Source organism: Pseudomonas antarctica (genome assembly GCF_001647715.1).
GTDB lineage: Bacteria > Pseudomonadota > Gammaproteobacteria > Pseudomonadales > Pseudomonadaceae > Aquipseudomonas > Aquipseudomonas antarctica_A.
This window is the reverse complement of sequence record NZ_CP015600.1, coordinates 3,593,014-3,605,229: the sequence shown is the minus strand read 5'-3', so window position 1 is coordinate 3,605,229 and position 12,216 is coordinate 3,593,014. Positions and strand designations below refer to the sequence as shown.

At 58.2% G+C, this 12,216-nt stretch carries 12 protein-coding genes; 7 read left to right on the top strand and 5 right to left on the bottom strand.

Annotation, left to right across the window (positions count from 1 at the left end; genetic code table 11):
- Window positions 1–266: 266 nt before the first annotated feature.
- From A7J50_RS16220 to A7J50_RS16205, 4 genes are all read left to right on the top strand, one after another.
- Window positions 267–983: a helix-turn-helix transcriptional regulator gene (locus A7J50_RS16220; protein WP_064452733.1), complete on the top strand. Its 717-nt coding sequence runs from the start codon at window positions 267–269 to the stop codon at window positions 981–983.
- 52 nt (window positions 984–1,035) lie between these two features.
- On the top strand, window positions 1,036–1,371 hold the full coding sequence (locus A7J50_RS16215) for a nuclear transport factor 2 family protein (protein ID WP_064452732.1): 336 nt from the start codon (window positions 1,036–1,038) through the stop codon (window positions 1,369–1,371).
- A gap of 15 nt (window positions 1,372–1,386) precedes the next feature.
- Entirely contained in the window at window positions 1,387–2,493 is a 1,107-nt protein-coding gene (gene zapE, locus A7J50_RS16210) for a cell division protein ZapE (RefSeq protein WP_064452731.1), read from the top strand.
- A gap of 162 nt (window positions 2,494–2,655) precedes the next feature.
- Window positions 2,656–3,147: a GNAT family N-acetyltransferase gene (locus A7J50_RS16205; RefSeq protein ID WP_064452730.1), complete on the top strand. Its 492-nt coding sequence runs from the start codon at window positions 2,656–2,658 to the stop codon at window positions 3,145–3,147.
- A 101-nt stretch (window positions 3,148–3,248) separates the two neighbouring features.
- Here the strand turns inward: A7J50_RS16205 and A7J50_RS16200 are convergent, their stop codons facing one another.
- From A7J50_RS16200 to A7J50_RS31400, 4 genes are all read right to left on the bottom strand, one after another.
- Window positions 3,249–3,470: a hypothetical protein gene (locus A7J50_RS16200; RefSeq protein ID WP_064452729.1), complete on the bottom strand. Its 222-nt coding sequence runs from the start codon at window positions 3,468–3,470 to the stop codon at window positions 3,249–3,251.
- Window positions 3,471–3,612: 142 nt separating this feature from the next.
- Window positions 3,613–5,841, bottom strand: coding sequence for a TonB-dependent siderophore receptor (locus tag A7J50_RS16195; RefSeq protein WP_064452728.1), 2,229 nt, complete (start codon window positions 5,839–5,841; stop codon window positions 3,613–3,615).
- A 126-nt stretch (window positions 5,842–5,967) separates the two neighbouring features.
- A complete protein-coding gene (locus A7J50_RS16190; protein WP_064452727.1) occupies window positions 5,968–7,710 on the bottom strand; it encodes a phosphoethanolamine transferase CptA in 1,743 nt (580 codons plus the stop codon).
- Between the two features lie 164 nt (window positions 7,711–7,874).
- The gene (locus A7J50_RS31400) at window positions 7,875–8,051 is read right to left on the bottom strand and encodes a DUF6026 family protein (RefSeq protein WP_156526286.1); all 177 of its coding nucleotides are present in this window, start codon (window positions 8,049–8,051) and stop codon (window positions 7,875–7,877) included.
- A 269-nt stretch (window positions 8,052–8,320) separates the two neighbouring features.
- Between A7J50_RS31400 and gnd the strand changes: the two genes are divergently transcribed.
- The 3 genes from gnd to A7J50_RS16175 are packed head-to-tail and all read left to right on the top strand — an operon-like array spanning window position 8,321 to window position 11,645.
- A complete protein-coding gene (gene gnd, locus A7J50_RS16185; protein WP_064452726.1) occupies window positions 8,321–9,304 on the top strand; it encodes a phosphogluconate dehydrogenase (NAD(+)-dependent, decarboxylating) in 984 nt (327 codons plus the stop codon).
- Window positions 9,301–10,824: a glucose-6-phosphate dehydrogenase gene (gene zwf, locus A7J50_RS16180; protein ID WP_064452725.1), complete on the top strand. Its 1,524-nt coding sequence runs from the start codon at window positions 9,301–9,303 to the stop codon at window positions 10,822–10,824. Before gnd ends, zwf begins: the two co-directional genes overlap by 4 nt.
- The gene (locus A7J50_RS16175; RefSeq protein ID WP_064452724.1) at window positions 10,821–11,645 is read left to right on the top strand and encodes a Cof-type HAD-IIB family hydrolase; all 825 of its coding nucleotides are present in this window, start codon (window positions 10,821–10,823) and stop codon (window positions 11,643–11,645) included. The genes zwf and A7J50_RS16175 overlap by 4 nt, the downstream gene beginning before the upstream one ends.
- Before the next feature lie 75 nt (window positions 11,646–11,720).
- Here A7J50_RS16175 and A7J50_RS16170 read toward each other — a convergent pair whose 3' ends face one another.
- Window positions 11,721–11,981, bottom strand: a complete 261-nt coding sequence (locus tag A7J50_RS16170; protein WP_064452723.1) for a hypothetical protein — start codon at window positions 11,979–11,981, stop codon at window positions 11,721–11,723.
- Between the last annotated feature and the right edge of the window lie 235 nt (window positions 11,982–12,216).

Here is a 12,216-nt window from a genome sequence, read left to right as displayed (position 1 = left end):
TGACCCACCTCTTTCGCGAGCAAGTCGAATCGTCGCACCGCCGCTCCCACAGGGGATCTGCGCTTAATTGACTGGCATTAGCCTGTTCAGGCCGTTTTTTTTCGCCTCGAACAACCGGCAGCCGTCGTGGCGCTCACGCTATGTGGCTTGGCGCAGCTGTATGGTCGCGGTGATTGATTTCATAATCAGGACGTTTTTGCTGCTGACATTTTCTGGCAGGGTGCTCTGCTAAGCTGCGGCACTTTTTCCTTTACGGCGGGATCGACGTGTCGCGTACCACTCGTTTACTGACCTTGTTGCAGGCCCTGCGGGGCAAAAAACGCCCGGTGACCGCTGCTGTATTGGCCGCTCAGTTAGAGGTGTCCGAGCGTACGCTGTACCGCGATATTGCTGAATTGACTGCGCTGGGGGCGCCGATTTTCGGCGAAGCGGGGGTTGGGTATGTGTTGCGCAGCGGTCTGTTTCTGCCGCCATTGATGCTCAACGCCGAGGAAACCGAAGCCATCGTGCTGGGTTTACGCTATGTGGACCAGCGTGGCGATGACGTGCTGAGCCGTGCGGCCGCCAATGCCTTGGCGAAGATAGCCGACGTGCTCGATCCCGCCGCGCAGGAAGCCCTGCGTAACCCGACGCTGCTGCCTGGGCCGCCCGGGTTTGGCTACCCGGAAAACCGCGTGCCGCTTAACGTGTTCCGCGAGGCGATTCGCAACCAAGCCACGCTGCATATTGATTATGCGGATGCCAGCCAGGCCCAGAGCCATCGACTGATCTGGCCCCTGGCCCTGGGCTTTCTCAATGAGGTGCGGGTCATCGTAGCGTGGTGCGAGTTGCGTGGTGCTTATCGCACCTTTCGCACCGACCGGGTGGCCGCAGCTGAAGTCCAGCAGGCGCGTTATCCCGGGCGGCGCAGCGACCTTTTACGGGCGTGGCGCAAGTTGATGGAACAGAATGAATCCGGGCCCTTTACTCCTGACAAAAACTGACACAGCTCTGGCTTAGCATGACGCCATAAATCGCAAAAAAAGGAGCTGTGCCATGTCCCTGCCTGAATTGGCCCCCGCCATCGTGGCCTATATCACTGCGGCCAATAGCCGTGATACCTCGGTGATTACCGAATGTTTTGCCGACGACGCCAACGTCTTCGATGAAGGCGAGCATCAAGTCGGTACGGCCGCCATCGCCCGTTGGATGGAAGACTCCGGGCGTCGTTATCAGCCCAGGGTCGAAGTGATCAAGGTGCAGCATCGCACCGGTAAGGTGTTGGTCAGCAACGTGGTGTCCGGGAACTTTCCGGGAAGCCCGCTGGAGTTGCGCTACACCTTTCGCCTGAACGAGCAGGGCAAGATTTCACGGCTGGATATCTCTGTGTAAGTCATACTGGCACGCATGACTTTTGAATCGCCGCTCACGGCTTACCAACACGCCATCGCCCAGCAAGGTTTCGTGCCTGACGACGCCCAGCGCCGGGCGGTGCAAGCCTTGCAAACCTGCCACGAAGCCTTGCACGAAGGGCGCTCGCCGATTCCCGGGGTTTACCTGTGGGGGCCGGTCGGTCGAGGCAAAACCTGGTTGATGGACCAGTTCTATCAAAGCCTGCGAGTGCCTGCGCGGCGCCAGCACTTTCACCACTTCATGGGGTGGGTGCATCAGCGCCTGTTCCAGCTCAGCGGCATCCACGATCCCTTGCAGGCCTTGGCGCGGGAGCTCAGCCGGGAAGTGCGCGTGCTTTGTTTTGACGAGTTGTTCGTCAATGACATCGGTGACGCGATCATTCTTGGCCGGCTGTTCCAGGTGATGTTCGAAGAAGGTGTGGTGATGGTCTGCACCTCGAATCAACCTCCCGATCAGCTGTACGCCGGCGGCTTCAATCGCGAGCGTTTCCTGCCGGGTATCGAGGCGATCAAGCAGCACATGCAGGTGGTAGCGGTAGACGGCGGTGAAGACCACCGATTGCATCCCGGTGTAGGGCTGCAGCGCTATTGGGTAGACCAGCCGCATGCGCTCGCCACGGTGTTCAAACAATTGACCGAAGGGCAGGCGCTGAGCAGTGGGCCGGTCAGTGTTGGTTTTCGCTCGATTGTGACGGTGCAGTACAGTGATACGGTGCTCTGGTGTCGCTATTTGGAGCTGTGCGAGCAGCCGCTGGCCGCGATGGATTTCATGTTGCTGTGCGATCGCTTCAAGGCGATCCTGCTGGGTGAAGTCCCCAACCTGAGCGCGCAAAAACGCCCGGGCCGGATTGCCCGTGGCACTGAAGATGCTGCGCAGCGCGTGGTGGCAGGTGATCGCGATTTGCCTGAACTGTCGGTGCACGATGACAGTGTGCGGCGCTTTATCGCACTGGTCGACGAATGCTACGACCGCAAGGTGCCGTTGTTCATCGAGGCCAGCGTCCCGCTGGAAAGTCTCTACACCGAAGGTTACCTGGAGTTTCCGTTCCGCCGCACCCTCAGCCGCTTGCAGGAGATGCAGCTGCAGCGCTTTGGTGTATAGGACAACGCCTTAAAAAAACGGATAACAGCGTTTTATGTGCACAACCTGCGTACTTTCTGTCAGGCATTTGTAGTTAATCTCCTTCATCTGCGGCTGAGTCCATGCTTACAATCGTCGCCTCAAAGGGAACCGATTCCCTTGTTGTCGTTATTGAGGAAGGAAATGGACACCCCAGACATCCTGGTACTGCAAGCCAGCTACACCAACCCCGTGCACGCCGAGGCCATCGGCCTGGTGCTCAACCATTACGCTGAAGACCCTATGGGCGGCGGTCATACGTTGCCTGCTGATCTGTTGCTGCAATTGCCCGCCGAGCTGGCCAAGCGCCCCCACGCGTTCAGCGTATTGGCGTTTGTCGGTGGTGAACCGGCGGGGCTGGTCAATTGTTTCGAAGGGTTCTCGACGTTCGCCTGCCGCCCATTGATCAACGTGCACGACGTGATGGTGATGAAGCAGTTTCGTGGCTTGGGGTTGAGCCAGAAGATGTTGAACAAGGTCGAGGAGATCGCGCGTCAGCGTGGTTGCTGCAAGATCACCCTGGAAGTGCTTGAAGGCAATGATGTCGCGCAATCGGCGTACCGCAAGTTCGGTTTTGATGATTCGATTTTTGATCCCGCCCATGGGCGCATGCTGTTCTGGAACAAGCCGCTTTAATAAATAAGATGCAAAAAAAAGGCGCCATTAAATGGCGCCAAGTTAACCTTTGCCAAAGGAGCGGAATGGCACAGGGTAATGCGGATTAACTAACGATTAAATCAGCTGTTGGGATGTTGCTCTGCGCTGGTTTGATCGGCAGTGCCGGTCTTTACATTCTTGCCGTCGGCCAACGCAGTTTGATCAGTGGTGCCGTGCGTCTTCTGCTGCATAAAGGTGAAGTTGTTGTAGAACTCCTTCGAGCGCTCTGCGCCGCCTTCTGCAAAGGCGGCTGCGGAGGTCAGGGTCATCAGGCTGGCAAGCATCAAGGTGGAGAGTTTCATGGCAGTATTCCCATTAAGAGTGAGAGGTGTCTGATCGCTCCGTGATCCGATTCGTGAAGCGACTATGGCGCTATCTTATTAAGTGGGAATTAACGTGGCGCAGCCCGAAGTTAACGTTTTTGTTAACTTCGGGTTCGGGGGTTTAAAGCCTCCAGTCCACAGCCAGCGTGAGGGAGCGCGGTTCTCCCCAATACACGCCGTTATAAAAGCCGACGCGTTCGTAATATTTTTTATCAAATAGATTATTGACGTTGATCGAGGCCGAAACATGTTCGTCGAACTGGTAGCGCGACATCAGGTTGACCACGGTGTAGGCCTGTTGTGTGATTTTGGTGCTTTCGGTAATCAGGTCACCGTTATCGCCTCGCGCACCTGTCGGGCGCTGGGCAAAGTCGTAGGCATCGCTTTGCCAGTTCACCGCGCCACCCACCGTTAACCCACGCCATTGTCCCGGCAGGCGATAGGCCGTCGAGACTTTCAACAGATTGAGTGGCTGGTTGCGGTTGGCGCGCTGCTTCTCGCCATTGCGCGAGTGGGTGTAGGTGTAGCCTGCGGTAAGGTTCCAGTCGGGCATGACCTCGCCCGATACCTCCACCTCAAAGCCTTGCACCTTATTGCCTTTACCGCCTGACTTGTAGAATTGCTCGCGTGTGATCGGGTCCGGCGGCGCACTGTTATCCAGCTCGGCGACGTTATCCTGGGTACTCCAGAAGTAAGCGCTGGCCAGGTTCAGGCGCTCGTTGAGCAGGCTGCCCTTGAGGCCGACCTCGTAGTTGCTGCCCACCACGGGTTCCAGGTACTTCTTGCTGGCATCGCGTTCGTCCTGCGGGTTGAAAATATCGGTGTAGCTGGCATACACGGTGTATTCGGGCGTTATGTCGTAGAGCAAACCGGCATACGGCGTCCACATGTCGTTGTGGGTCTGGCTGGTTTTGCTGGCGTTGATCAACTGATTATTGCTGTTGTAGTCAGGGGAGATCGTTTCGCTTTCCCAACTGCCGTAACGGCTTCCCAGCACAGCGTGCAGTCGGTCGGTGAGGCTCAGGCGCGTGGCCAGGTAACCCGCCGTCTGTTTTTTGCTGTCGTGTTGACCCTTCAGGCCGGTGGTGCGGTCGGGAAATTTTACGATACCGCCCATGTGTTGCCACTGTTTGATGTCTTCGTAGCCCTCGGGCGTTGTGTAGCGCTGGAACGGCGAAGTGTCCCGCTGTTCGGACTCGCCATACCCCACCATCAGCTCATGCTCGCGCCCGAACAATGGGTAGGCGCCGGTGAGATTGAAATCCACCACGTCCATTTTCGACGTGCCGACCATCTGGTTGGTCCAGGCGTTCATGCCGCTGCCATCCGGATTGGGGAAGCCGGCGCCGCCGTAATACACCTTGCCATCAGTGTCGCTCTGTCGATGGGTGTACGCTGCTTTCAGGCGCCAGTCGGGGGACAGTTTGTGATCGATGGAGGCGAAGGTGGTCTTGTCTTTCAGCGGCCAGGAGCTCCAGTCGGCGGCCATGTTCGCCGAGCGCGACAGCCGGGCCTTGCTGCCGTCGCTGTTCCAATAGGGCAGGGTGCCCCAGGAGGTGCCTTGCACATGTTTGTTCTGATAGTCGAAACCTACGGCGACCACCGTGTCGTCCGTCAGGTCGCCTTCGAGAATGCCGTAGCCCACCTCCCGTTGCAGCGCGTAGTTGTCGCGATAGGACTGGCTGTCACGGTAAGCCAGTACGGTACGCCCGCGCAGTCGTCCATCAAACGCCAGGGGGCCGCCCACATCGACGTAGCTGTAGTAATTGTCATGGCTGGCAGCGCTGACGCCGGTCCTGGCCTGCCAGTCTGCGGTAGGGCGCTTGCGGATCATGTTGACCGTGGCCGAAGGGTCGCCTGCGCCGGTGGTCAGGCCAGTGGCGCCGCGCACGACCTCGATGCGGTCGTAAATGATGGTGTCGGCATCCGACTTCATACGTCCGAAGGTGCTGAGCATCCCGTCAACCTGGAAGTTGTTGATCGAATAGCCGCGGGACGAGTAACCCGCCCGATCCGAGTCCAGGTGCTGCACCGTTACCCCTGTGGTCTGGCGCAGGGCATCGGTCAGCGTGTTGAGGTTGAAGTCATCCATCTGCTGGCGGGTGATCACCGAAATGGATTGCGGGGTTTCCTTGATGGGCAGGTTCAGGCGGGTGGCGGTGCTCATCGAACCGGTGGTATAGGCCTGGGTGTGCTCGGTAGTGGCACCCAGGCCTTCGGCAGTGACGCGGGTGCTACCCAGCTCCAGCACGGTGTGCTCGGGGTCGGTTTCGGCTAGCAGCTCCGGGCTCAGCACGACGCTGAACAGGCCAGCGGTGAAGGTCATGGAGCGGGTAAAAGGCACAAACATCGCGGCAGACTCCTTGTCTTTGTGGCCTTCTCATTAAGAAAAGGCCTTGGCTCAAAGACGAAAGGAGGCGTGGAACTTTAGGCTTAAACGAGAATGATTGTTATCTTTTGGTTGCAGAGCCAGTCATCACTTAACCACCACCTCGGCGGCATCCGCTTTTTTCGGCTTGAGCAGGCTGAAATCAATCAGGCCCTTTTTCTGGCCGATGTAGGGATCGCCAATCATCAGCGGACGCGCCTTGAAGCTGTCGCTGACCAGGCTTTTGCTGCGGTCCCACTCATCAAAACTCAACCCCGCCAAGTCAGCCCAGGTGTGAATCAGCTGTGAGCTGCTGGAGGCGCGCTGCAAGTCGCCGGCGAAGCTCCAATCATGGGTTTCGCGCCATTTCGGTGAGGCGTAGGCCATGAACGGGATGGTGTACATCGGCGCAGTGGGTTTGCCCTCGTTACGGCCCAGGGTGCTATGGCCCGCCGAGTCGTAGACGTCTTCGCCATGGTCCGAGAGGTACAGCAGGAAGCCGTTGGGGTCGGTCTTGGCGTAATCCTTGATCAGGCTCGACACCACAAAGTCGTTGTACAGCACCGCGTTGTCGTAGCTGTTGTAGATCGGCAGTTGGGCGTCGCTGATGCCGGCCGGTACGCCCTGGCGATCGGTGAATTTTTCAAAAGTCGGCGGGTAACGGTACTGATAGCTCATGTGAGTGCCCAGCAAATGCACCACGATGAATTTGCGCTCGGCGGGGTCGGCCATGGCCTTGGCGAACGGCGCCAGTACGTCGCCGTCGTACTGGCGGGCGTTCTGGTTGCGGTTGTTATTGAGGTACACCTGCTCGTCGGCCTGTTCGGAAAAGGTCGTGAGCATGGTGTTGCGCTTGGTCATGGTCTGCTGGTTGGTGATCCAGTAGGTCTTGTAGCCGGCCTGTTTCATCACGCTGACAATCGACGGCGTCTTGAGGTACAGGTCCGGGTTCTCTTCATCAGCGAACGTCAGCACTTGTTGAAGCGCTTCAATGGTGTAGGGGCGTGGGGTGATGACGTTGTTGAACACCGCCAGTTGGTCGCGCAGCTTGTCCAGTTCCGGTGTGGTGTTGCGCGGGTAGCCATAAAGGCTCATGCGCTGGCGGTTGGTGGATTCACCGATCACCAGCACCAGCGTTGACGGTTGGCCGGCCATGGTGTCCTTGAGGTTCTTCAAGGGGGGGATCTTGCTGGCGCTGGTCAGCATGCCTTGCATGCTATTGAGCTGTTCGGTGTAGCGGCGGTAGGCGACGATCATCTGCCATGGCACGGCGGGCTCGACACGGGATTCGAAGCCGTCGATGGCCAGTTCCATGGTCGGGTTGGTCGCAATCTGTTTCACCAACGGGTAACCGACAACCGCCAGCACAATGGCGGTGGCCGCCAGAATCGATTGGCCTCGCGGCAGGTAAACCGGGCGCAGGCGCGTCCACAGGAAAACCGCCATGGCGGTATGGGCGAGAAACGCCAGCACAATCCACCAGGCGAAGTATTGGGTCGCGTATTCACCCGCTTCAGAGATGTTCGACTCGAACATGATGAAGATGACGCTTTGGGAGAATTCCTGCTGGTAGATGAAGAAATAACCCAGGCTGGCCATGGAGCAGGCCCACAGCACGATGCCGATCAGGGCCGCGAGCAGGCGCGTACGGCGCGGGAACAGCAGCATTGGCGCGAGCCAGAACGCACTCAGGAAGAAGGCTTGACGAAAACCGCTGAAACCGGAGGTGCCGGTCAGCTGGATCAGGAGTTGGGTAATACCCGAGAAATACCAGAAAAACAGAAACAGCCAGCCGAGACCGGCCCAATCAAAGCCTTTCGCAGACGTGGTGCTGCGTTTGAACATCGCCATCCAGTAATCCAACCCGATAATTTTTGCAGTTGACGCGCAAGGACGCACGCAACAGAGGCCACCCATGCATGGGGTGGCCCTTCTCCGCGGGAGTATCGAGAGGGGTATGTGAAAACTTTGTGAGAATTTTGTGGACGTTATCTTACATTCTGTTCAGCGGCGGTTCAGCAAAGGGCTGATCGTGCGGCTGAAGTCTGATCCAACTGGGCTTGAAGGTGCGAGCGCAGGCGCAGGACTTCCTGCTGCAGTTGATCGCGCTCTTCTTTCAATTGGCGCAATTCATCGCGACGGACGCTGACGTAAAGGGTCTGTGGCGGGCGGGTCATCTGTGCTGTGCTCATTGCTTACCTCGCAAATAGCCGGTAGATCGCGGTGCCGGAACGCATGAGTCGAGGTTCTCGGCAACAGTCGTAGCAATTCTGAATTCTTTTTTGAGCCAATGGAACTTTTTTATTTTTGGTGGTCGCTGTGACTTTTGGGGCGGTGATGCTGAAACGATGGCATTTTTTTGTCATGAAACTACACGGATCCGCTCTGGACTAACCCTCAATAGCCTCATTGCGCTATAAACTATGTCACACATTTATTTAGTAGTTAGGAGCATCAGCACATGCAACTGGGGATTATCGGACTAGGCCGCATGGGCGGTAACATTGCGCGGCGCCTGATGCTCAATGGGCATACCACCGTTGTATACGACCGTAACGAAGCATTCGTCAAAGGCTTGAGCGAGGAGGGCGCCACCGGCGTTGCCGACTTGAAGGCGTTGGTAGCCGGGCTGCAAAAGCCGCGCGCCGTGTGGGTGATGTTGCCGGCAGGCGACCCCACCGAAGACACTATTAATCAATTGAGCGAGCTGCTTGAAGACGGTGATGTGATCATCGACGGCGGCAATACCATGTACAAAGACGACATCCGTCGCGCTAGAGCCTTGTCGGTGAAAGGTCTGCATTACGTCGACGTTGGCACCTCCGGTGGCGTCTGGGGGTTGGAGCGCGGCTATTGCATGATGATCGGTGGTGACGCCGAAACCGTGCAGCGCCTCGACCCGATCTTCGCCAGCCTGGCACCGGGCCTGGGCAACATCCCTCGCACCAAGGACCGTTCAGCCTCTGCCGACAGCCGCGCCGAGCATGGCTACATTCATGCCGGCCCAGCCGGTTCCGGGCACTTTGTGAAGATGATTCACAACGGCATTGAGTACGGGATGATGCAGGCTTTTGCCGAAGGTTTTGACATCCTCAAGACTAAAAACTCGGACAACCTGCCGGAGCACGAGCGCTTCGACCTCAACGTTGCCGATATCGCCGAAGTGTGGCGCCGTGGCAGCGTGGTGTCGTCCTGGCTGCTGGACCTGACCGCTGACGCGCTGGCCACCGACCCGAAACTCGACGGTTACTCCGGCTCCGTGGCCGACAGTGGCGAAGGCCGCTGGACCATCGAAGCGGCCATGGAGCAAGCGGTGCCGGTACCGGTGCTGTCTACCTCGCTGTTCGCACGCTTCCGTTCCCGCCAGCAGAGCACCTACGGTGACAAAATGCTGTCTGCCATGCGCTTCGGCTTTGGCGGCCATGTGGAGACTTCCAAAAAATGACGGCTAACGGCAAGAAACTCAAGGCCGAACCTGCACCTCCAACCACACTGTTCCTGTTTGGCGCCCATGGCGACCTGGTCAAGCGCCTGCTCATGCCGGCGCTGTACAACCTGAGTCGCGACGGGCTGCTCGGTGACGGCCTGCGCATTGTCGGCGTTGACCACAACGCGATCAGCGACGCCGACTTTGCCAAGAAGCTCGAGGATTTCATTCGCACCGAGGCCGCGAGCAAGGTCAAGGGCAAGGGTGAAAATGCCCTTGACCCCGAGCTGTGGGCCCAGTTGGCCAAAGGCATCAGCTACGTCGAGGGCGATTTCCTCGACGACAGCACCTATGCCGACATCGGCAAGAAGATCGCCGACAGCGGCACTGGCAACGCGGTGTTTTACCTGGCCACTGCACCGCGCTTCTTCAGTGAAGTGGTGCAGCGCCTGGGCAGCGCCGGTCTGCTCCAGGAAACCGATGACGCCTTCCGTCGCGTGGTGATCGAAAAGCCTTTCGGCTCCGACCTGGCGACCGCCGAAGCGCTGAACGCCAGCCTGCTCAAGGTGATGAGCGAGAAGCAGATCTATCGCATCGACCATTACCTGGGCAAGGAAACGGTTCAGAACATTTTGATCAGCCGTTTCTCCAACGTGCTGTTCGAAGCGTTCTGGAACAACCATTACATCGACCACGTGCAAATCACTGCGGCGGAAACCGTCGGTGTGGAAACCCGGGGTAATTTCTTCGAAAAAACCGGCACCCTGCGCGACATGGTACCCAACCACCTGTTCCAGTTGCTGGCGATGGTGGCCATGGAGCCGCCAGCGGCGTTCGGCGCCGATGCAGTGCGTGGTGAAAAGGCCAAGGTCGTCGGCGCCATTCGCCCCTGGTCCCTGGAAGATGCCCGAGCCAACTCGGTACGCGGCCAGTACACCGCCGGTGAAATGGGTGGCAAGCCGCTCCCCGGTTACCGCGAAGAGGCCAATGTCGCGCCCGACAGCAGTACCGAGACGTTCGTTGCGCTCAAAGTCATGATCGACAACTGGCGCTGGGTCGGCGTGCCGTTTTACCTGCGAACCGGCAAGCGCATGAGCATTCGCGACACGGAAATCGTGATCTGTTTCAAGCACGCACCGTATGCGCAGTTCCGCGATACCGAAGTGGATGAGCTCAAGCCCACCTACCTGAAAATCCAGATCCAGCCTAACGAAGGCATGTGGTTCGACCTGTTGGCGAAAAAGCCTGGGCCGACCCTGGAAATGGCTAATATCGAGTTGGGTTTCGACTACAAGGACTTCTTCGAAATGCAGCCGTCGACCGGGTATGAAACCCTCATCTATGACTGTATGACCGGTGACCAGACCTTGTTCCAGCGCGCCGACAACATCGAAAATGGCTGGCGTGCGGTGCAGCCGTTCCTGGATGCCTGGAAGGAAGACGATGGTATCCAGACCTACAAGGCCGGTGAAGATGGCCCGGAGGCTGCCGATGCCTTACTGGCCCGCGATGGCCGCACCTGGCATAGCCTCGGATGAGTGATGCAACGATTCATCCCATCCGTTTTATCCTCAGTGATGTGGACGGCACGTTGCTGCATCCGGACCACAGCCTGAGCCAGCGCACGGCCAATGCGATTCGCGCCTTGCGCGACGCCGGGGTGTTTTTCAGCCTGGCCAGTGGGCGGCCGCCCAAGGCCATGCTGCACCTGATCGAGACCTTTGGCATTGATGTTCCGGTCGCTGGCTTTAATGGCGGCACGCTGATCAACCCGGATGGCAGCATCCTGGTTGCGCATCATTTGCCGACGGAAGCGGCGCTGGTGACCCTGGCGCTGTTTTCAGCGGAGCCGGACGTAGAGGTGTGGGTATTCGCCGACGGTGACTGGCTGCGCCGTGACCCTTCCGGGCCAATGGAGCAGCGTGAAGCCGATGGCCTGGGCTACGGGCCGGTGGTCGTGGATAGTTTTGAGCCGTACCTGGACCGCGTCGACAAGATTGTCGCCGCCAGCAACAACACACAGTTGCTGGTAACACTGGAAGCGCAGTTGCAGCCCAAGGTGCAAGGGCTGGCTCAGGTGTCACGCTCGCAGCCGGTGTACCTTGACGTAACGGCGATGCTCGCCAACAAGGGCGAAGCCTTGAAGACCCTGGCTGCGCACCTTGGCGTGCCCATGGAGCAGACGGCGGCTATCGGCGACGGCGGCAATGACCCGGCAATGTTTCAGGTTGCCGGCTTGTCGATTGCCATGGGGCAGGCGGAAGAGACCGTCAAGCGACAGGCCAACGTGGTGACCGGCAGCAATGTAGACAATGGTGCAGCGGAAGCGATCGAACGATTTATTCTTGCAGCACAGTAAGCGTCCACTGCACTTCTACTGAACGTGCGCTCATTGTGTTGCAGTCATGCAATGAGCGCACGTTGCAGTATCGATTTACTTCGGCATTGCCCACGACTTTAACTGATGGCCGTTTTTGTCGAGTTCGGCTCGGGCCTGCAACAACAAATCTTCCAATTGCGCCGGGTCGCTATACGTGCTCGACGTCAGTTGTTTGCTGCCGATACGGGTATTGGTACGGTCGATGACGCTCAGGCTGAGAGCGCCATTGCCATCGTGCCAGGCCACGCACTGAAAGGGCTGGAAAGCACGGTCTGCGATCAAAAGAGCTTCGTTGATGCGGAGCGGGGCGTTCATGTGGGTCTTCTCTCTAAATGCCCAATCAAGTGAATGCCGTCGGTTGGGCGAGCCAGGCGGCGAGTTACTTGTACTGATGCACGATGGCGGGGTACGGGTCACATCTTAGAACAAGAATTTTCAACCTTTCGTGATTGACGTCATGTAAGCGACTGTTTTAACAGCCCAATGAATGCTTTCCAGCGCTGCAACTTTTTACCCGCAACAGCCGCGCAGTGGCTTTCTGCCAACACTT